The following is a 22531-nucleotide window of genomic DNA, read 5'->3' as shown; positions in this document are numbered from 1 at the left end:
ATTAGATCAAGCCTAGCTTTTTAGCATAAGCTTCTAGTGCTTTTTCAAAGCATTCTTTTGGTGCACGAACCGTACCAGCACCAACTTGGCCTAAGCCTGCTTTTTTATGAGCAATACCAGTGTTGATAACTGGTTCAATACCTGTTTCAACAACTTTACGTGCATCGATACCTAAGCATGTACCTTGGAAATCCCATGTTGGAATTGTGAAGTTACTGTTTTGGTCAATGCAGATTTCTGTCATTTCGTTACTTGTAGAAAGTGCGTCTGAGAAACCACCTGCACCAACGAAGCGTGTAACACCAGGTGCAGCGATCATTGCAAAGCCACCTACGCCAAATGTTTCTGTAATTGCACTGTCTCCGATGTCTGAGTTAGCATCGTCTTGTGAATAACCAGTAAAGAACAGACCTTGTGGTGTATTAACTGGTGCGGTGAACCATTCGTCACCCATTCCGCTAATACGGATACCGAAGTCTTTACCGTTACGGCACATTGCTGTAACAACAGTACCTTCTTCAATTTGTCTTGCTCCATCAAGAACAGCTTTACCTGTTGCCATCATGATGTTCAAGAAGAACTGATCAGTATCAGCTAAGAACTTAATAACTTCATGACGTTCTTTTTCATCCATATCAACCTGTACGATGTATGGGCTAATTTCTTTAAGGAAGATCAAGGATGCTGCGATATTACGTTGGTGGAATTCGTCACCCATTGTAATAGCTTTAGCAATCATAACGTTCAAGTTCAGACCGTCATCAGTCAATTTCAATGCTTTTGCGATTGTAGGTGCAAGTACATCTTGCATCCATTTCAAACGATTGATAACTTCATCAGAGTAAGCACCAAAACGAAGAACTTTACCGATACCTTCGTTCATAATGCAGTATGCTTCGTTACCAGTTGAACGGTTTTCAACTACAAATACAGGCATGTTTGCAGATGTAATACCGCCCATAGGACCAACTGCGTTCACATGGTGACATGGAATGAATTTGACCTCGCCACCTGCAAGCATTTTTTCAGCTTCTTCTTCATTAGCTGCCCATCCTTCATATAAAGATGCACCGATACATGAACCTTGCATTGGACCTGTCATATCGTCCCACTTAATTGGTGGACCAGCATGAAGTAATACTTTTCCTTCGTTTAGTTCTTTAATTTTGCTTTTTGCAGGAACAACGTCCACTAAGAAAGGAGCTGAACCAGTGATACGATCGATAACCGCTCTGTTTGCTTCATCAATTGAGTTGTATTGCATTTTGTATCCTCCTCATTTGTATGTGTTTCTTTGACCTTCAAAAGTACCCTCAAGAGGGGCAACCAGACAGGAGCCTGCCTGGTTGACATACACTTTTTTGCGTCCGACGCCAGGACCCTGCAACCTTAGTTGCCTAATGGGCACCTGCGCCTTTGATCTATTTATGTTTATTTGAGCAAGCTCAAGATTTTACGCATTTTTTCGTTACCGCCTGCAACTGGGCGCCAGTCGAACTGAACGACTTGTGCGTTGTTGTCTGTTAATGCATTTGTGAAGCTCTTCAACCCAACGTTAATAATGCTTGGACGTTCGTTTACAAATGCTTGTACTTGGTCTGATACAGATAAATCATTTTGTGTTGCAGGTACATCAACATGTGCTTTTTTAATGTCATCAACATGAAGACCAACAATTGATAGGGCTGTGCGAACAGCTTCATTATTGTTGTCTTTTACGATGATACCAGCATCACGCAAACGGTTGATGTGTCCTTGGTAATCTTGTGGGTCACTTGTTGTACCACATACAGAAGCAACAATGTAAAGCTCGCGACCTTCAGATTTTGCATGAGCAAAAGCTTTTTCGATAGATGGAAGCAATGCGCTAGCCATATCGTCATGTGAACCGTAACCCAATACGAAATCAAGCAAAATAACAGCTGTTTTCTCGTCTTGTGCGGATTGTTCAATGAATTTTGCACGTGTTTCAGGATCGATCATTGGGTGTGGCTTACCTTGTGTATATTTATCATCCCCAAGGTCAACAACTTCATGACCGTCTTTCTTGAATACATAGCCATCTTCATTCGTGATGGATGTTCCAAGGCCAAGTGCATCTGATAAGAGAACAGCTGTTTCAGATGCAAGCGTACCACCTGAGAACAAGCCTTTAACAGCGTTTTGTCCTTCTTTTAATGTTACACCTTCAACATCATAATCGCCGGCGTTATAGTCTTCTTTAATATCATTGCTTCTAACGAGATCAACAGCGATTTGTGCTGTTTCAGCAAGTGTGTAGGCTTGGTAGACATTGCCTTCATGCTGCTCTGGTTTTTCACCAAGGAAGATCGCAACAACAGGTTTAGATACGCTGTGTAGTAAATCTACAACTTTGTCACGTACTTCTTTTGCTGGTGGCTTAGAAATAATGGCAATCACATCTGTTTGAGTGTGATTTTCAAGGGCTTTAATGCCGTCCATCATTGTAATCGCACCGATTGGATCTTTAAGGTCACGTCCACCTGTACCGATCGCATGGCTTACACCTTCGCCAAGACGGTCAATGATAGATGATACTTCTTGAATACCTGTTCCAGATGCACCGACGATACCAATGCGACCTTTTTTAACAACGTTCGCAAAAGCCATTGGGATACCATCAAGAATACCCGTTCCACAGTCAGGACCCATAACAAGTAGGCCTTTTTCATGAGCTTTTTGCTTTAATTCTGCTTCAGCTTCCATTGGAACGTTATCACTGAACATGAACACATGTAAGCCACGATCAAGTGCGGCATGTCCTTCTTCAGCTGCATATTGTCCTGGAACAGAAATCATAGCCATGTTTGCATTAGGAAGCGTTTTGATTGCTTTGTCCCAAGTGCGAACTGTTTCAAATGCTTGATCTCCACCACTGATGGATTGATCTTTCAAGTACTGTTCAGTCTTGTCGACAACTTCTTGTACTTTTTCTTCACTATCTGTGTCAACAACAATTGCCATGTCATTTGATTCAGCAGTTTCTAGCTCATCTGTATACAAGCCAGCACCTTTGAAAATATCTTTGTTTGCTGGTGTAGCCATCATAACCTGAACTTTGTTAATACCTTCAATTGCTGATACTTCGTTTGTCAAAAGCATCAAGTTGATCGAATCCTGATAAGAATTCTTCTTGATTATCGTATGAATCATTTCTCCATCACCTCATTAAGAAATTTAGTAAAACACATTTAGATGCAACTTCCGAACAATGGCACGACACTATTTATAGGCGGACAACCATAATGTTTACAATTATAGTCTACCTAACAGACCATTAAATTCGAATAAAATTGCAGGAGGTTGCATTACAAAAACATTAAAGTTTCTTTATGCAATGCATTCTGCTTTTTTGTACCGTCAATTAGCCCCGCATTAGAGCAAGAGGCATTTATGAATGGCATATCATCGCATCACCTCAGTCTCAAGTCACAAATTTCAACTTTTATATTTTTTGGGGTAAACCAAACTTATCCCACTTAATTGTATTCTCAAGCAATATTGAAAGTATGGTTCCCATCAATAGTCCATTTGAAATTAATGGACGAATGTAACTAGGTAGTGTTTCAAATGCGCTAGCAGGCATCGTCATTAAAATAAGACCAATAAATAGCGGAAGACCTACCCGATACAAGTTAAGTGTATTTATATTAACTTCTTTGAACCAATCCATGGACGATCCAAAAAGTTGAACATAAGAGACAAACAACACAGCACTACCAATGCTAAGTGGCAGGAGTGTGAAGAAATATCCAATAGGAGGGATAATCCCCATTATGAAAAACATAATTGATCCGAAGATAAATGGCATTCTTCTAATAACGCCTGTTTGTTGTAAAAATCCAATAGATGACACAAACGGACTGAAAGGCACAAGCCCCAAGATACCAGATGCAATACCAGATACCCCTGTAATTACAAATGAATTACGATATTCCGCATTTGTAGGCTCTTGACCTTCATAAAGGAAATTACTTCCTTTTATGGAGCCGTACTGTTTGGTAAGATTCAAAACACCTGTAATAACAGCAGTAATGATAATACCAATATTCCACGCTGGCTCACCCAGTGGGAATAGATGCAAATCTATTGTTGTTGCTACACCTCCACCCAATTGACTTTCAGGATTGAAAAGAAGAGCAAATAAAGGCCAGCCAATAACGATACCAATCAACATTGAATACTGAGCAATTTTATTTGGTGCTTTAATGGTTATAATCAAAACAAAAATAGCGATGATAATTGAGAGTGAAGATATACCAAGATCAATTTTCGCATCTCCAGATTGACCGGATAAGCCTAACATACCCTCAAAGAATGTAATACAAAGTGACACACCGAACAAGAACATAAAAACGCCCATAACACTTGAATTAAATAATTTCTCTAAGTAAAACCCAATTCCCGTAACACCGATAATAATTGTTAAAATTGAAGATATAATAACACCAACAGTCAGGCTTCCACCTACAACCTCCAATGGAATACCTTGTGCAGCTGATATTGACGTTATAGCTAGGATGACACCCCACCATAGCCCTGAGGGACCAGACATGATTGAACGTTTATGCCCAAAGACCGCCTCAAATACACAAACAATACCACCCAAAATAAAGGAAAACTGCATCATACTTACGACTTCAGCTTGTGAAAGGTTATACGCAGCACCGACCGTGATTGGCACCACAACCGTATTGACAAATATATACATGAGCCATTGCAGGCCACCTAACCAGTTGCCTGAGTCCAACAATTCCTTTTTCATTTAGCCTTTCACTTCCTCTTGTTAAAAATTAATAACGTCTCAACCTGTATTATTGATAAACACATCACAGTTATTCATTGAAACGTTTTCATGTTATTGCTATATGAACACTGATTAACAGCTAGCGGCTAAATACCCGTTGGTAAAGATGCTTTCTTTATTGTTCGCATGTTTTTATCTTTCATGCATTAACCCAAACATTCCAAAACCTCACATGCCGTTGCGATTAAATGATGCTGATGTTTTATAATTTATGATTGCTAAACGGTCATGCAGTTGTTACTGGTCTTAAAATTTTGAATTAACACACAATATACGTTAATTATTGTATTTAACGCCACCTCCTATTTTACGAAGACTTACGTTTTCAAAACTTTAAAACGTTTTGGTCAAAACAAGCAAGCAAGGCGGAAAATATATCCTAGTTTCCACCGGTTGAACCTTTGCTGTAATCATGTTTCCATCTATATAAGTATAATTTAATTACTCGTTTTAGTCATTGTTCAAAGTGGCTAAAATAGGTTTTGTTTTTTGTCTATATTTAATGTATAATAAAGAGGATTTCTTATCCTCTTTGTCGTAAGTATTTAACGACACTCAAATGAACAAAGGGAGAGGTCCTATGAAAACACTAAACGATTTATTTATCTTAGAAGGGATGAAGGAATGTGACGTTCTCGCTGGACATAGAGGGCTCAACAAGCATGTTCAGTTTGTAAATATATCGGACACACCCGATGTCATTCAATTTCTTGATAAAAATCACCTGCTGCTTACGACGTGCTATGGCTTTCAAAACAACACACAAAAAATGTGTGATTTAATTCAACAAATGCACGACCTCAACTGCTCCGGCCTCATTATTAAAGTGAATCGTTTTTTAAAGGAGCTTCCAGACGAGGTAAAGTTGCTCGCAGATGATTTAGCATTCCCGATAATAGATTTGCCAACGGAACGAACGTTAGGTGATCTGTCTCGTCACATTTTAAACTATTTAAATGACCACGAATCAGAGCAGCTTTATTACGCCTTGCATGTCCAAAAGGAATTTTCTGACATGATGCTGAAGGAATATAGCATTAATGCGCTCGTTGAGCATTTAGGACATTTTCTCGTCCGTCCAACCCTTCTGCTAAATCACCGGGGTGAAAAAATTGCTCAAAGTCACCATTTCAGAAAAGATTCTATGAAGGAATTAAAGGTTAAGATGATTGATATCATTAAAAACGATATTGTAGCAGCTCGTGATGGGGATAATTTTAGTTTCCCTAATGATGAAAGTCACCCTTTCACGACGTTTCCGATTCAAACGAAACGCCGATATCCAAGTATTCTCGTTATACTGGATTCATTAACATTGCCTTATCCTTCGTCACAGATGGCCATTGAACAAGCAGCTAACGTCATATCGTTCACACTCATTAAAGAGCAAGCGATTAATGAAAACTCTAGATTATTAAAGAATAATTTCTTTGCTGATTTAATTGAGGAACGCATCCATTCCGAGGAAGAAATATTGAGCCGTGCGAATTATTACGGCTTGAATGAAGATCGCTTCAGCGTTTGTATTGTTTGCACAGTCGACGCCGACTCCGATAGCTATGAAGCGTTGCAATTATATGAAAAGAAAATTGGGGAATTACACAATTATATTTATGATCAGCTTGAAGATGAGATTGCTGGCAGCAACATGGAAGCAACACTGTTTACAAAAGAGAAATACTTTGTCATCATCCTTCAGTTCCCTAAATATACGGACACGGAAATTGAAATTGTCACAAACTTTGTAAAGGACGTACAAGCTAATTTAGATAACGAGCATTCAACGTCATTTGGTGTTAGCTACCCTTTCCAACCGCTATCTAATATGTCTAGTGCCTATAGTGAGGCTGTGGAAGCGATCACTTATGGATATAGCATGCATATGAAAGGCTTTATTAATTTTTATAAAGCCAAAGAAGTTAAAGAATTACTCAGTACGATTCCGAAGCAGGATTTGAAGGCATTGTATGAAAGCGCCTTAAAATCGCTTGCATACCCTAAAACAAAAGAAGATCAGGAATTACTAAAGACGGTAGAGGTTTATCTAAACTGTCAATGTGAAATATCTGAAGCATCCAGAAAGCTTTATGTTCACCGAAACACCGTAAAGTATCGCGTCAAAAAAACAGAGGAAATGCTCAATTGTTCCTTCCATGATCCTGTTGATTCACTACGCATCCGCGTCGCGCTCGTTATTGGTCATATCATGGAAGAAAGTAAAAATGACGAAGAAAAGGACACACTCCTTATTTAAACAAGCTTAAGACATCGTTGACCTCATGAATAGCATCATCAATAATCGTCCATACAAAAAAGGGGCCTGACCATCGTCAAGCTCCCTTTTTATTTGTACATATATAAACTTGTATTATGAGCGTTTTGCAACAAGCTCTATTTCGACCTCTGCACCGAGTGGCAATTCAGATACAGCCACACATGTTCGAGCAGGGAATGGTTCGCTAAATTGTGTTTTGTACACATCATTCATCGCATCAAAATGTTTCATCGTTGTTAAATATACGTTGACTTTTACGACGTGCTCTTCACTCAAACCAGCCTCTTTTAGTACGTCAAAAAGACTTAAAAAGCACTCTTTCGTTTGTGCTGCAATATCGCCATCTAGATTTTCATCGGTACAGTTTTTTGCAGTTTGTCCCGATAAGTAAATGTAATCGCCAGAATCAATTGCATGTGAATACGGTCCTGATGACGATGCTCTTCCTGTTGAATACGCTTTTCTCATAAAAAACAACTCCTCTTGCTATGATGATAAAATTTTATCCTATATGCTGCCATCTTAGCAACCTTTTTCCATCGATTTTGCACAAAATAAGCCCTTGCTTTTGTCTATTTGTGACAGACACGTAAAGCAAGGGCTTATTATAAGGTATTTATTAAAGATTATAGGATGTTATGCTTATTTAATTTCTCCGTTTTCGTAGACGACCTTGCCTTCTACAATTGTCGTTTTGACATTACCTTGATATGTTCGACCGACATATGGAGAATGCTGATGACGATATAACAGATCCTCGTTTTTCAACTCAAAGCTTTCGCTTAAATCAACGAGCGTTACATCAGCGTCATAGCCTGCTGCAATCGTACCTTTTGTTGTCAGTTTAAAGATTTCAGCTGGATTTTTAGCAGTAATTTCAGCGATTTTTTCCAAAGAAACACCGCGTTTGAAGTAGCCTTCTGTTAGTAAAATATTTAAAGTGCTTTGGGCACCAGAAATTCCGCCCCAGCCTTCAAAATAATTATCAGTAATGACCTTCATATCTGCTGGTGCAGGTGAGTGGTCAGAGCCAATCACATTGATTTCACCATTTTTAACAGCTTCCCATAGCTCATCTACTTCATCTTGATCACGAAGAGGTGGCATACATTTTGCAAGCCCGCCTTGTTCCTCAAGATCTTTTACAGTTAGTGATAAGTAGTGTGGGCATGTTTCAACAGTTACGTCAACGCCTCTTTGTTTAGCTTCCTCAATAACTTCAACAACTTTTCGGCTGCTTGCATGGACGATATGCAGCTTACATCCAGTTGCCTCAGCAAAAGAGATTACTCTTCTTACAGCTTCAATTTCTGAAATAACTGGACGAGATTCAACAAAGTCTCTTGCTGATGTTAAGCCTTTTTCCTGCTTTTCTTTTGCCAGTTGCTCACAAATAACTGTGCTTTCAGCATGAACTGCTAAAAGGGATCCTAAAGAAGCAATGACTTTCATGCCATTGTACAATGTTGCATCATCAGCATTGTTAAAGTCTTCAATACCACTTGGTGACATGAATGCTTTAAAGCCGATAACACCATTTTCATGTAGTTCAGGTAGCTTGTCGATGTTTTCTGGTACGAGTCCACCCCAGAAACGTGGGTTGACGACAGATTTTTCATCTGCAAGCGCTTGTTTATTTGCTAGGTTTTCTTTGTCAACAACTGGAGGCGTACTATTCAACGGCATATCAAAGAATGTCGTTGCTCCACCTGCAGCAAGACTTTTACTTCCTGTCTCTAGACCTTCCCAATCTGCTCTACCAGGTTCATTAAAGTGAACGTGAGAATCAATGAGACCAGGGAAAACATGAAGACCTTCTGCGTTAATTTCCCGATCTGCATCTGCAACAATCTGGTCAGCTACTTTAATAATTTTGCCTTCCTTAATTGCAACATCTGCTTGAATTGTTTGTTCCGCAGTTACGACTGTACCGTTTTTAATAATTAAATCGTACGTAGCCATATTAGACCCTCCATTATGTGTTTTGACTTGGGGGCTTTATTGTCTCCAAGCTGTTTATAATTACAGTGGAAATATACACACATTCTTGTGGCAGCATGTGTCACAAATCTGTGGCATATTTCCACTGCCGGTTACTTTATGATTTTATAAATCGTTCTTCAAATCCGTTTCGATTAATGCATAAGTTTGCCGATAGGCTCTCCAACAATTCCTTCATTCAAGTCATAAACGATGTGACCACGAACGACAGTTTTTGTCACGCGGCAGTCAATTTTTCTGCCTTCATATGCACTATGCTTGTTCTTATAATAGAGATCTTCACGTTTAACCGTATAAGACTGGTTCGGATCCACTAAAATGATGTCAGCATCTTTTGAAACAGCGATTTCACCCTTGTTAGGAATGTTAAAGCGTTCAGCTGGAGCTGTTGCAATCATGTCAACGAACTTGTTAACCGCTAATCCACGCTGTTTCACAGCAAGATCAAACATCAAGTCAACGTTGTTTTGTGCACCAGAAATACCGCCCCATGCTTCAAAGATGTTACCTTGCTTTAAGTCTTCTGTACATGGTGAATGGTCAGATGTTAGCCAGTCAATATTGCCTGCCATGAGCTCATCCCAAAGCTTAGCCTGATCGGTAGCTTTACGGAGCGGTGGCATACATTTTGCTCTTGGTCCGATTTCTTCTACATCTTCAGCAGTCATTGCAAAATAGTGTGGGCAAGATTCAACTGTTACATCTACACCTTCAGCACGTGCCTTGAGAATCGCTTGAACAGCTTCTGATGTGCTAATGTGTACGAGATGCAATTTACAGCCTGTTTCTTTTGCAAACAGTAATGCACGTTGCACAGCTTCAACCTCAGTGAATACAGGGCGTGATTCAACATAATCCATTGCAGTTGTACGGCCTGAGTTCACAATTTCCTTCGTGAGGTTATCTGTAATTGTTGGATTTTCCGCATGAATGCAAAGGATTTGATCCAACTCAGCAAGCTTCTGCATGCCTTTATACAATGTGTAGTCATCTACATTTGTAAAGTCATCAGGAATATCGCTGCCACATGTTGAGATAAAGCATTTGAAAGCAGGTACGCCCGCATTATGCATGCCTTCTAAATCGTCAACATTACCAGGAACGAGTCCACCATAGAATGCGTAGTCAACATAGTTCTGTTCTTTTGCAGCTTCAAGCTTTAAGTCGAGTGCAGCTTTGTTCGTTGTTGCTGGCAAAGCATTCAGTGGCATTTCAACATAGCTCGTTGTTCCGCCAGCTGCTAGTGACTTAGTACCTGTTTCAAATCCTTCCCACTCAGTACGACCAGGTTCACTAATATGAACATGTGTGTCAATCATTCCTGGCATTACATACTGTCCGCTAGCATCTACTGTTTCTTTTGCATCATCTTCAATACGTTCGGCAATACAAGCAATTTTCTCATCCTTGACACCGATATCGCATTTCCGAACGCCGTCCCGAAAGACGACGTTCCCTCCTTTAATGATTAAATCATACATCATTTTATATGCTCCTCTCAGAAGTAGGAATTGGATGCTCGCCAAGACATTATAGGGTTGACGAGTGAATTAATCCTCGTAAATTGTACCTTCTTTAAACTTAGACCCTTTAAATGCATACTTGGACAATAACAGATAAGAAATACCTGCAACGATGAAACCAACTAACCAAGCAAGGTCAACTTCGACAAATGCAGCACCTGCACCGATGAATAGAGCAAGCATAGCCGCAGGGTTATAGCCAGCATATATACCTTTTTCATTATACAACTCAGGTAGATTTACTTTTTGTTTTCTTAAAATGTAGTACTCGATTAACAAGATCGCTACAATTGGTCCTAAGAATGCTGAGTAAATCAAGATGAACATGTCAAGACCTTTTGAACTGTCATCTTTAACTAACAACCAAGGGAATGAACCGATAGCAAGTAAACCAGTAATTGTTACAGCAACTTTGTAACGTACTTTTGTAATCAACTGAATAACATAGGTTGGTGGAATAATGTTAGCAACCATGTTAGTAGCAATTGTAGCCATTACGATAAATGCTGAAACACCAACTGTTACATATGGATTGTCAATTACGATAGCCAATGCTGTAGGAGGGTTGTTAACACCCGTTACAGTCGCAACCATTGCACCTACGATCAAAACAAAACCGTAAGAAATCATAATTGGTGAGAAATACATTAAACCACGTTTTGTATCACTAATACCTGTTTCAAGCTCTCTTGAGTAGTCACTTGCATTAAGGAAAATAGCAGCATAGTTACCCAAGAATACCATGATATATGCGAAGAATGGTAAGCCCCATGTACCTTCAGTAGAGACCCAGCTGTCGTATAACTCGCCTCTGTAATCTGACATCAAGATTGTAAATACGTAAAGCATAGCACCCATAATTACGACTGATGCAAGTGTTTCTACCCACTTAATAGCTGTAAAGCCATATAGGGAAAGGACAATTTGAACAACTTGTAGAACAACGAAACAGATTGCGATGCTGTCAAATGCACCATCTGTTAAAATTTTCATAATTTCATTTAGTGCAGTACCACCGATCCAACTTTGAATACCATACCAGATAATGGCCGGTACACCTCTCATGAGTGAGGAAATAATAGTACCTTTAAATCCGAAAGACATTCTTAATTGAACAACGTACGGAATACCTTCACGATAACCAGCACGGTCATTTAAAGCGAAAATACCAGAAATGATTAGAATGGCAATGAATGCAGCAGCGAGAGTCTGCCAAATGTTGAGCGTTGCAATACCCGCTACAACAATACTCATTCCTAGCGTCATGTTACCCATGTTAACGCCGTCACCAATCCACATAAATATATACGGGACTTTACCAACTGTTCTATCTTTTGCGCCATTCGGCTTTAGAGAGCCATCTGCGGCTGCCGAGTTATCTACTGCGGCTCCATCTACATTATTAGCCATATTGTATCTCCTCCTATGGTTTCTGATGTGATCAACTTTGATGCTTGTTCTATGGAATACCATGGATCATAACGGACACATAATGAAGTGTCTAAATCCCTTTAAATATAGTGATTGATAATTGCTGTGCAGGTTGATAATATTCCATTGATCAAACGCTTTCATCGACCACATTGAACATTATATAATAATTCCTAAGCGCTGTATTCATACCGTTTGGACAAAATCAACAAAGGTAGTTGTATAGCATGCATAAGAATTTTAGTGAATACACACTTTTGCACTGCTTATTGTTTACATTGCACAAATAAGTATACAAATATCTAGAGGACAAATCCTTAATTCGTAACCAATAATGCCACTTATGGAAACATTTTGCTTTTTATTGCTACACAAATCATTACTCGTAACATGAAAAATCCTCTTTTTTCCCCATAATAATAGCTTATCCCCATTTATTATGAGACAAGCTATACAACGTTATACACGACTTTTCACGCGAATTCGACACTAAAAAAGCTGCTCACGTGTATGGACACATGAGCAGCTTTTAAATCATTTATTTCGCAAACGGATCTTTATGATCGTATGCATTGTTGTGTATTGTATCAGAAACGAGATAATCATAAATGTCATCAACAATGTCAATGCCATTCTCATTATAGCGTCTTTCTCGTTCAGCACTTCTTTGGCCCGGATAATATACTTGATCAAAGCCTGGTGCTGGTTTAATTGCATTCAATTCCTTCATTGTTTGTGAGATGTTTTGTTTAAACATATCAATGTCCGTAAAGAATGCCGGATTAATAACGATGTGAAGCTGTCCAAGTTCTCTGCCTTTTTCAAGATCATGATACATGGAAGAGACGTTTTTACCAAATGGTAAGCCCAGTAAAACACCTGACAATACGTCAACCATCATCATTAAACCGTAGCCTTTTGGTCCGGCAATTGGTAGTAAAGCACTCACATCAAACGGGTTCGTTGTCGGCTCTCCATTATGATCAACAGCCCATGTCTCAGGGATGGTTTCATTTTTGGAACGCGCATGCAAAATTTTACCCCATGCTTGAACAGTTGTTGCCATGTCGAATGTAATTAAATCATCATTCTCTCCTGGCGCAGAAAAAGCAATTGGATTCGTGCCGTAGTAAGGCTCTGCTCCTCCGTACGGAACAACCATTGGATCAGACTGACAAACAGAAATTCCGACTAGACCTTGTTCAGACGCCTGCTTAACAAAGTACGATAGCGCACCACTATGGCTAATTCGCTTAACGCCTACGACACCAACGCCATTTTCTTTAGCCATTTTAATCGCTTCATCCATAGCTTGTTTAGCGGCAACATGACCAGCTCCGTTATCTCCGTCAAAGGTCGCTGTCGATGGGCCTGTTTTTTCAAATTGAAAATGTGGATTAGCATTAATGCCGCCCTTGGCAATACGCTCAGCGTAATATTCTACTCGCATGGCACCATGTGAGTGAATACCGCGCGCATCGGCATGGACCAGTACATCAGCAATTCCATCCGCATGTTCTACTGTCAATCCTGCTTTGTTTAGCTTGTTTTTGATCAATTCATGAAGTTTTTCTTTTGATACTCGCACCTATTTCCACCCTCCAAAACTATAAACAATTGAATGCATACTTTTTTATTAGTCTACAAATGCATCCTGATGATCGTATGCATCATTATGAATAACATCAGAAACGAGATAGTTATAAATGTCATCGACAATTTCAATGCCATTTTCTTCGTATTCTTCTGCTACAGCATCATAATTTTGCCCTGGATAAAGAACTTTGTCAAATCCTTTGGCTGGTTTAATGCCATTAAGATCTTTCATTGTTTGTGTAATGTTATCTTTAAACATTTGAACTGATGAGAACGCATCAGGGTTAATAACAATATGCAATTGTCCTAGATCTCTGCCTTCGCTTAGATCATTATACATCGATGACACTTTATTACCAAATGGTAAGCCGAGTAAAATACCAGATAATACGTCAACCATCATCATTAAGCCATAGCCTTTAGGACCAGAAATTGGTAATAAGGCTCTTACTTTATGTGGATCAGTTGTTGCTTCGCCATTTTCATCTACTGCCCATGTATCCGGGATCGATTCATGCTTTGATCTTGCATGTAAAATTTTACCCCATGCTTGAACAGTTGTTGCCATGTCAAAGCTGATCATTTTTCCGTCATTGCCTGGTGCAGCAAATGCAAGTGGGTTTGTTCCATAATAAGGCTCTGCGCCTCCAAAAGGAACAACCATAGGATCAGACTGACATACAGAGAAGCCAACAAGATCATTTTGAGCAGCCATTTCTGTGAAGTAAGAAATTGCTCCACTATGACTCACTTTCTTCATTCCGACAACAGCTACGCCATTTTCTTTAGCAATTTTAATGGCTTCATCCATTGCAAGCTTAGCTGCAACATGTCCGCTTCCGTTATCACCGTGGAAAATAGCTGTACATGGGCCTGTTTTTTCAAGACGGAATTCCGGGTTATGGGTAATACCTTTTTTGGCAATGCGTTCTGCATAATATTCAACCCGCATAGCACCATGAGAATGGATACCTTTTGCATCGGCGAATACGAGTACGTCAGCCACAATACCGGCATGCTCTTCCGTTAGACCGGCACGATGTAATTTTGTTTGAATGAGTTTTGTCAAATCTTCTTTTGCTACTCTCATATCTATTAACACCCTTCGTTCGGGTGATGGACACCCGTAATATAATATTCAAAGGAAAAATCGTAACAGTGTTAGCTTAGTGTTGTTTAAAAGGCAATTATGCACACGCTTATAAAGATACGTCTCGGTTACAATCTTTTGAGTAAACGTATGATAGCTTTTCACGGCCTACTGCATATGCAGCTTGTAAGCAATATGGACCCATGAAGATATAATCTTCTTTTTTAACAGGCATCCATTCATTATCCAAGTTATACATGCCTTCACCAGATAGTAAGTATGCACCATGCTGCTGATAATGTGTTTCAACAAATGGGTGACTTGCTGCTGGATCAAACGTTAAAATATGGAAGTTCATGTCAAACGCAATGTCTGTTGGGAGTAAGTCTTGAATGTGAACGTTCTCCATATCATCATAAATAACTTCTTCGATATCGTTAGAGTTCCCTGCATAAACCCATGGCTTATGACCTTCTAATGGTGTGTGCTTTTGCTTATAAAGGAAAACTCTTGAATCTTCGTCTTGAAGATTTTTTAAGTACATTTTAACGGATGGTGGGCAATACAAGTAGCCACCTTGCTCAAGAACGAATGTTTCGTCATCAGCTTTAGCTTCCATTTTTCCTTCTACAACATATACAAATGTTTCGATGTCTTCTTGGCCGCCAAAACCTTTTTCGTTTTTACCATCTTTATGAAATGTAGCAATGTAATCAACAAACTTCGCACCAATTCCAGGGGAAGATAGAATACTCATTGTTACATTTTCAAAGCCTGGAATGACGTTGTTAACGCGTCCTTCAGGTGGAATAACTGCGTATAAACCATGCTTAACTACTGCTCTGCTTGTTAAAATATCATTTGGATATCCCATATTAGAACACTCCTCTAAATTATTCTTTATAGCCTAAGTTGTATAGGGCTGCAATTAATGCATCGACACCTTCAGCAAGATCTTCTGGGCTTGTATACTCATATGGTGAATGGCTAATACCGTCTTTACTTGGTACGAAAATCATTGCAGTCGGAATGACCGGTGCCATGATTTGTGAATCGTGACCTGCACCACTATGCATCATTTTATAGTCAAGACCATCAGCATCACATTGTTCTTTAATGGCATTAACAACACCTGCGTCCATTGGTACAGGTGGGGCATCCATCCAACGATCGATGTTAATGCCGACGCCGATTTTCTCAGCAACATCTTGTAACATATTTTCAACTTCTTCAGTAAAGCTATACAATGCATCTTTTTCTGTATGACGGATGTCAATCGTAAATGTTACTTTACCTGGTACAACGTTTACCGTATTTGGTTCAGCGATAAGCTTTCCAACAGTTGCAACGAGCGGATCGCCCACTTTTAATGCCATATCATTAATTGCAGTGATCATGCGAGCCGCTGCATTCATTGCATCTTTACGATAGCCCATTGGTGTTGTTCCAGCGTGATTTGCCTGACCATCAAGGGTAATCGTATAACGGCGTTGACCAGCAATATGACGTACGATACCAACAGCTTTGTTTTCTCTTTCAAGCACATTGCCTTGTTCAACATGAATTTCAACAAACGCTTTCAAATCTTTTCTGACATCACTAGGATCTTCTTTGAAATCAAACCCTGCATTATGCATTGCTTGCTCAAATGGAATACCGTCAAAGTCCGTCATGTCTTTAACTTCTTTTGTGCTAGGGTGACCAACAATGTTCTTTGAACCCCAGAAAGAAAATGGGAAACGGCTACCCTCTTCTTCAGCCATTGAAACAACTTCAATATTACGCAAAGGAGCACCATATGTTTCCTTCAAATACTTCAAGGCTAGGAATCCTGCGATAATACCGTATTGACCGTCATACTTACCACCATTTTTGACTGTATCAACGTGAGAACCTGTCAAAATCGTTTCGTCTTTGTGCTTCGATCCTTCTAGTCTTCCAAACAAGTTGCCAATTTCATCATACTCAACTGATAATCCTGCTTCTTCAAACAAGTCTTTAAGGGCGTTTTGCGCTTTAACCCACTCTTTCGAGTACAGCACTCTGGAAACACCGCCACTTGGATCTTTACCAAACTCGCCTAACCAATCCAACTTAGCCTGAATGTCTTGTCCTGAATAAGCATTCGTTCCTTTTTCCATACAAACCCGCCTTTCTATATGTTAAAAAGTATCAATAAAAAAGTTACCTAAACGATAAATCCATGACACTTTATGTCTATTGTGCATAAACGCTATATAGCGTCACATCTTTACCACCTTAGATTATATCCCATAACACCTAGAATGTAATTGTCCCCTTTAAACAAATAATTATTTAGAATATGGTCATTTTAGATAAAGCGAAACTCATTTGTTGAAATGGTTTACTTCAACAAATGTCTAGTTGAGCTTATCGGGTGTTTACGTGAAGTTGATTTCCACTAATCATACTCAGCTTAACCACTTCTCTAAACGTGGAAATCCTACTGAACGTTCACACTCGAAAAAGCGAAACTCATTTGATGGAGTGGTTTGCGCCAGCAAATGTCTAGTTGAGCTTATCGGGTGTTTACGTGAAGTTGATTTCCACTAATCATACTCAGCTTAACCACTTCTCTAAACGTGGAAATCCTACTGAACGTTCACACTCGAAAAAGCGAAACTCATTTGATGGAGTGGTTTGCTCCAGCAAATGTCTAGTTGAGCTTATCGGGTGTCTACGTGAAGTTGATTGCCCCGAAATCTTACGGAACGTTCACACTCGGAACAGCGAAACTCATTTGTTGGAGTGATCTTCTCCAGCACATGTCTAGTTGAGCTTATCGAGTGTCTACGTGAAGTCGATTTCGACTAATCATACTCAGCTTAACCACTTCTCTAAACGTGGAAATCTTACTGAACGTTCACACTCGGAAAAGCGAAACTCATTTGATGGAGTGATCTTCTCCAGCAAATGTCTAGTTGAGCTTATCGGGTGTCTACGTGAAGTTGATTTCCCCGAAATCTTACGGAACGTTCACACTCGAAAAAGCGAAACTCAACCTTCTACTTAACGCTATACTCTATATGTTTTTTAGAAAGACTATAAAATAAGTCTCAAAGCAAATAAAGACATGTCATTTGTCTTTTTCCCTGTTTTTGCGTTATTATGCCTACATCATCAATTTAAGCATCTAAGATGGAGGAACATGAGACATGAATACAACATTTGTGTATAAAGAAGTTGACCAATGTAGCATTAAAGCGGAATTATATCCTGTCGATCAACCAAATGCACCATTGATTATTTACATTCACGGTGGTGGCCTCGTCTGGGGTACACGTGAAGATATTAACAAAGAACAGGTGGCACTGTATAATCAAGCAGGCTATAACATCTTGTCCATCGCGTATCGACTCGCTCCTGAGACCAAGCTTCCTAACATCATTGACGATATTCGTGATGCCGTAAAGTGGGTTTATGATGAAGGGCACAAGCACATGAACTTCAACACTGAAAAAGTAGCCGTGATCGGCAGCTCTGCTGGGGCTTACCTCGCGCTCATGACAGGGACATTTCCAGTTAAACCGAAAGCAATTGTATCTTTTTACGGATATGGAGATATACTCGGGGATTGGTACTTGCAACCAAGCGCACATTTTTTAACAATGACCAATGTACCAGAAGTTTTGGCAAAGCAGCTGATTCAACCGAACACAATCGCCGAATCACCAATTCAACGTCGCTATGCCATATATCTGTTCTGCCGTCAGCAAGGGAAGTGGCTCGATTACGTAGCAGACATGGGAACGACTTCAAACGAAGACGCTCTAAAACAGTTTTGTCCCGTGTTACATGTAGATGCTACCTATCCACCAACGTTACTGCTACACGGTGATGTAGACGAAGATGTACCATATGAGGAATCATTAAAAATGAAAGAAGCACTCGATCAAGCGGGGGTTTTCAACGAGCTTATAACGATCCCTAACGGAAAGCATACCTTTGATGAACATATGGATGACCCCATTGTTAAAGATGCATTTGATCGCGTCATCAATTTCCTTAACAAACAATTGTAAAACGAACCCCCTGCCGGATAAAATTCCAACAGGGGGTCATTATTTATATAAAAAAGAACTATTGGTGCTGGCTCGCCGATTCCTCACCCGCGCATACCTAGACCTACCGCTGCACGACTAACACTTTCACCACTCTTGTTTCCTAGCTTTCCGAATGATAAACATTTCAAGAAAACGTTTTAAAACAATTGCGGAATCGTTTCGATGAGCGTGTTAATGCCAAAGTACGTCGTTAATATAACAACGATACCACCGAATACAGTCATCCAAATCGGATGCTTGTAATCACCAATAATACGCTTGTTATGCGCAGCTAATAAAATAGACAACAACGTAATCGGTAAAATTAAGCCATTAAATGAACTGGCTAAAATCAACAACGTTACTGGTCGTCCAATTGTAACGAGCACACTTGTCGTCATAACGAGAAACAGCATAATCCACAGCTTTCGATGTTTTTCTAGTTTAGGGTGAAACGATGTAAAAAAAGAAATTGTTGTATAAGAGGCACCAATAGCTGACGTGATTCCCGCAGCCCATAGGACGAGACCGAATAACCGATAACCAAAATCGCCAGCTGCATGGAAAAATGCCGAAGCAGTTGGATTGTTCGGATCAAGTGCAATCCCAGAAGTCACAACACCTAGGACGGCCAAATATAAGAGGACATGCATAATAGCCGTCACACCGATACCTGATATAGATGATTTCGTCACCCGCTTTAGATTATCTTGCCCAGTAATTCCGGCATCCAGTAGACGGTGGGCTCCAGCAAATGTAATAAAGCCACCAACAGTCCCACCAACAATTGTGACAATCGAATAAAAGCTTAATTCCAGAGGCATAAATGTACGAATAGCAGCATCCGCAACTGGTGGGTCACTCACAACGACGACATATGCCGTTAAAACAATCATCATCGCCCCAAGCCAACGAACGACAAAGTCCATTGCAATGCCAGCTTCTTTTGATAAAAAAATCACAATACAAATCCCAGCTGTAATAGCTGAGCCTAAGTTCGCGTTCATACCTGTTAACGCATTCAAACCAAGACCCGCACCAGCTAAATTACCCATATTAAAAGCAATTCCGCCAAGAACAATCAAAAACGTAACAAAATATCCTAGACCAGGCATAACCTGATTGGCGATATCTTGCCCACGCATCTTCGCGATAGAAATAATCCGCCATATGTTGATTTGGGCACCGACATTTAAAAATGCCGAAATCAAAATGACGAAGCTAAAACTTGTTAAAAGACTTTCTGTAAATACGGCTACCTGTGTTAACGTCCCTGGCCCAATCGCCGAGGTCGCCATTAAAAAGGCAGCGCTAATCATGACTTTGAAACGGTTTGCCGTGTCGGCAGCTTCTTCTGAGAGTGTCTGTCGCTTCTTAAATATATTCATTGGCAAATTCCTTTCCCGACAAGTTTAGTCATTTCTTTTAAGTGTGTTGAGGGAAGAGGTTGGTGAATTGGGAAAAGCGCGCTACACGAAATCTCGATGAAGCAGGGCAACAATTCCCATTCCGTTTCTGCACTTGGATTTTACCAATTTATACATTGCATTCGAATAAAAATGTAAACGATTTCATTGAGAAAACATTAAAAACCAAGCGATGAGCTTGGTTGGTATGTAAAATATGTGTCATGGCGGAGAAAGTGGGATTCGAACCCACGCGGCGCTTACACGCCCTAACGCATTTCGAGTGCGTCCCCTTCAGCCAAGCTTGGGTACTTCTCCATGAATACGTGAACAAGGATCACCTATGCAGGCAATCCTTGTTCGATTATGCTGGTGAGAGGATTTGAACCCCCGACCCCTTCATTACGAGTGAAGTGCACTACCAACTGTGCTACACCAGCGCAAAATGAGCTACAAGAAAAATCATAATACGATTTTGTCTTTTTTTCAACCCTAATAAACTAATTTCCGAAAAAAACTACAACCAAACGTTCCTTTTTTTGTCAAGGTTCGTAAGAGGAAACTTCTTTAACAGAGAACACCCTGCCCACATACGATGTAAAGATATATATGCACCATGTTTTGTCGAATCTAAGAAAGAATGATATAACATATACAGGGGGTGAGATCATGTCGGAAGCAAAAATAAAAGTGAATGACAATGGATCCTTATTATTAACAGGATCATTTGAAGTTGTTGATGCAGATGGAGACACGTTCGAAACAAAAAAAGCCGTCTCCCTTTGTCGTTGCGGTGAATCTGCAAACAAACCTTTTTGTGACGGAACACATAAAAAAATCGGATTTGAAAGCACACCAAGAGCTGATAAAGAATAACACAAACCATCACAGCCTTTAATCCTTACAGAAAAAAGGCTGTGATGATTTAACAAACTATTTAGATACCTCTACTGCATAATCTGCTAAAAGTCGTGCTCCGAAGCCAGATGCCATTTTCGTATAATAACCAGCTTCTTCACCTTCCATAACACCGGCCATATCAACATGTAACCACTGACACGATTCAGGTACGAATCGTCTTAGGAATAAAGCAGCCGTAATGGAACCAGCCTCTCCTTTAGAACTAATGTTACAAAAGTCCGCGTAATCACTTTTCAAATAAGCATCATACGCATCGATTAATGGCATTGGCCAAACGGCATCGCCATTTTCTGAACCGATATGCTTCATCGTCATTGATAATGCTTCATCACCAAAAACCCCTGCAATTTTAGAGCCCAGTGCGTTACCAATCGCACCAGTTAGTGTTGCAATATCGACCACATACTTGGCGTTAAGCTCACCAGCGCGTATAAGACCATCGGCTAAAATAAGCCGACCCTCTGCATCTGTATTACCAATCTGTACCGTCTGTCCGTCCTTATACTGAATCACATCACCTGGCAAGACAGCTTTACGATCAATCGCGTTCTCAACAATTGGAATAAGTGCCACGACATTCACTTGAGCATTAGAATCAGCTAACAGCTTCATAGCGCCAGCAACCGCTGCAGCACCGCCCATGTCCATTCGCATATCACTCAAATTACGCCCGCTTTTCAAACTGATTCCACCCGTATCAAACGTAACGCCTTTTCCAACAAGGGCGATCAACGGCTTTGAGGAATCACCCTGGTAAGACAATTCAACAAAGGCCGGATCATAAATACTGCCCTGGTTAACGGTTAAGACACCATTCATTTGCTGCTCTTCAATCTCTTTTTTACCAAGCACTGTTACAGTCACAGGACTATCAGCGAACGTTTCTTTTAAACGCTCCGGAAACGTAGCTGGGTTTAATGAAGTCGGAATATCATTCATCAAATCTCGAGAATAAGCCATTGCAGCTGCGCGAATTTCACCTATTGCGACACTTTCAGCAATATCCTCGCCTTCAATTGTCAATGCTGTTTTTTGAGAGCTTGACGTAGATTGATAGGATGCAAAGGAATATGCCCCTAAATGCCAGCCTTCTACAAATGCTGTCACAGCAGCAGATTGATCAATCAAATCAAACACGTGGCTCAACACTTCTACGGATAAGGTCACATTTTCAATCTTTTGAGACGATAGTTGGCGCACCACCTCTCCAGCTACCATCCGGATTTTTTCTGTTGATTGCTGCTTTTGTTCAATTGGTTTTAAGACGACTAGTAATGTATCTTCAGCAAAAACGCTAAAAAAATCACCAGATTGATTATCTGTAAATTGTTTTAATCCATTGTGTGAGGTCACACGTGCATCATTAACATGGACCATATAAGCTTGTTGTGCCATA

General features: G+C 40.0%; 16 protein-coding genes and 2 tRNA genes. 3 read left to right on the top strand and 15 right to left on the bottom strand.

The window, feature by feature from the left end:
* Window position 1: 1 nt before the first annotated feature.
* The 3 genes from HPC67_RS08745 to HPC67_RS08735 all read right to left on the bottom strand — a co-directional run bounded on the left by HPC67_RS08745 (window position 2) and on the right by HPC67_RS08735 (window position 4786).
* Entirely contained in the window at window positions 2–1264 is a 1263-nt protein-coding gene (locus tag HPC67_RS08745; RefSeq protein WP_217587215.1) for a YlbE family protein, read from the bottom strand.
* A 167-nt stretch (window positions 1265–1431) separates the two neighbouring features.
* On the bottom strand, window positions 1432–3174 hold the full coding sequence (fdrA, locus tag HPC67_RS08740) for an acyl-CoA synthetase FdrA (RefSeq protein WP_217587214.1): 1743 nt from the start codon (window positions 3172–3174) through the stop codon (window positions 1432–1434).
* Between the two features lie 292 nt (window positions 3175–3466).
* A complete protein-coding gene (locus HPC67_RS08735) occupies window positions 3467–4786 on the bottom strand; it encodes a uracil/xanthine transporter (protein ID WP_217587213.1) in 1320 nt (439 codons plus the stop codon).
* 622 nt (window positions 4787–5408) lie between these two features.
* Between HPC67_RS08735 and HPC67_RS08730 the strand changes: the two genes are divergently transcribed.
* Window positions 5409–7082, top strand: coding sequence for a PucR family transcriptional regulator (locus HPC67_RS08730; RefSeq protein ID WP_217587212.1), 1674 nt, complete (start codon window positions 5409–5411; stop codon window positions 7080–7082).
* Between the two features lie 114 nt (window positions 7083–7196).
* On the opposite strand, the gene HPC67_RS08725 is transcribed toward HPC67_RS08730, so the two are convergent.
* The 8 genes from HPC67_RS08725 to allC all read right to left on the bottom strand — a co-directional run bounded on the left by HPC67_RS08725 (window position 7197) and on the right by allC (window position 16885).
* On the bottom strand, window positions 7197–7571 hold the full coding sequence (locus HPC67_RS08725) for a RidA family protein (RefSeq protein WP_217587211.1): 375 nt from the start codon (window positions 7569–7571) through the stop codon (window positions 7197–7199).
* Window positions 7572–7745: 174 nt separating this feature from the next.
* Window positions 7746–9065, bottom strand: a complete 1320-nt coding sequence (locus tag HPC67_RS08720) for an allantoinase (protein WP_217587210.1) — start codon at window positions 9063–9065, stop codon at window positions 7746–7748.
* Window positions 9066–9238: 173 nt separating this feature from the next.
* On the bottom strand, window positions 9239–10588 hold the full coding sequence (gene allB, locus HPC67_RS08715) for an allantoinase AllB (RefSeq protein WP_217587209.1): 1350 nt from the start codon (window positions 10586–10588) through the stop codon (window positions 9239–9241).
* Between the two features lie 66 nt (window positions 10589–10654).
* A complete protein-coding gene (locus HPC67_RS08710; protein WP_217587208.1) occupies window positions 10655–12037 on the bottom strand; it encodes an NCS1 family transporter in 1383 nt (460 codons plus the stop codon).
* A 559-nt stretch (window positions 12038–12596) separates the two neighbouring features.
* On the bottom strand, window positions 12597–13646 hold the full coding sequence (gene allD, locus HPC67_RS08705; RefSeq protein ID WP_217587207.1) for an ureidoglycolate dehydrogenase: 1050 nt from the start codon (window positions 13644–13646) through the stop codon (window positions 12597–12599).
* Between the two features lie 48 nt (window positions 13647–13694).
* The gene (allD, locus tag HPC67_RS08700; protein WP_217587206.1) at window positions 13695–14744 is read right to left on the bottom strand and encodes an ureidoglycolate dehydrogenase; all 1050 of its coding nucleotides are present in this window, start codon (window positions 14742–14744) and stop codon (window positions 13695–13697) included.
* A 109-nt stretch (window positions 14745–14853) separates the two neighbouring features.
* Window positions 14854–15618: a (S)-ureidoglycine aminohydrolase gene (gene allE / locus HPC67_RS08695; protein WP_217587205.1), complete on the bottom strand. Its 765-nt coding sequence runs from the start codon at window positions 15616–15618 to the stop codon at window positions 14854–14856.
* 19 nt (window positions 15619–15637) lie between these two features.
* Entirely contained in the window at window positions 15638–16885 is a 1248-nt protein-coding gene (gene allC, locus HPC67_RS08690; protein WP_217587204.1) for an allantoate deiminase, read from the bottom strand.
* A gap of 1035 nt (window positions 16886–17920) precedes the next feature.
* Between allC and HPC67_RS08685 the strand changes: the two genes are divergently transcribed.
* Complete coding sequence (locus HPC67_RS08685; RefSeq protein ID WP_217587203.1) at window positions 17921–18787, top strand: alpha/beta hydrolase; 867 nt, start codon at window positions 17921–17923, stop codon at window positions 18785–18787.
* A gap of 179 nt (window positions 18788–18966) precedes the next feature.
* Here the strand turns inward: HPC67_RS08685 and HPC67_RS08680 are convergent, their stop codons facing one another.
* The 3 genes from HPC67_RS08680 to HPC67_RS08670 all read right to left on the bottom strand — a co-directional run bounded on the left by HPC67_RS08680 (window position 18967) and on the right by HPC67_RS08670 (window position 20654).
* A complete protein-coding gene (locus HPC67_RS08680; protein WP_217587202.1) occupies window positions 18967–20196 on the bottom strand; it encodes an NRAMP family divalent metal transporter in 1230 nt (409 codons plus the stop codon).
* A 243-nt stretch (window positions 20197–20439) separates the two neighbouring features.
* Window positions 20440–20532: transfer RNA gene (locus HPC67_RS08675), tRNA-Ser, on the bottom strand.
* A 49-nt stretch (window positions 20533–20581) separates the two neighbouring features.
* A tRNA-Thr gene (locus HPC67_RS08670) sits at window positions 20582–20654 on the bottom strand.
* A 229-nt stretch (window positions 20655–20883) separates the two neighbouring features.
* Between HPC67_RS08670 and HPC67_RS08665 the strand changes: the two genes are divergently transcribed.
* Window positions 20884–21090 (top strand): CDGSH iron-sulfur domain-containing protein, encoded by a 207-nt coding sequence (locus HPC67_RS08665; RefSeq protein ID WP_217587200.1) that lies wholly within the window; start codon window positions 20884–20886, stop codon window positions 21088–21090.
* 57 nt (window positions 21091–21147) lie between these two features.
* On the opposite strand, the gene HPC67_RS08660 is transcribed toward HPC67_RS08665, so the two are convergent.
* Window positions 21148–22530, bottom strand: coding sequence for a M17 family metallopeptidase (locus tag HPC67_RS08660; protein WP_217587198.1), 1383 nt, complete (start codon window positions 22528–22530; stop codon window positions 21148–21150).
* Window position 22531: the final 1 nt, after the last annotated feature.

Origin of the sequence: Lentibacillus saliphilus (genome assembly GCF_019093865.1) — a bacterium.
In the GTDB taxonomy this organism is placed as follows: Bacteria; Bacillota; Bacilli; order Bacillales; family Amphibacillaceae; genus Lentibacillus_B; species Lentibacillus_B saliphilus.
Note: the sequence above shows the minus strand (reverse complement) of the source record. Positions and strands in the feature narration are given on the sequence as shown.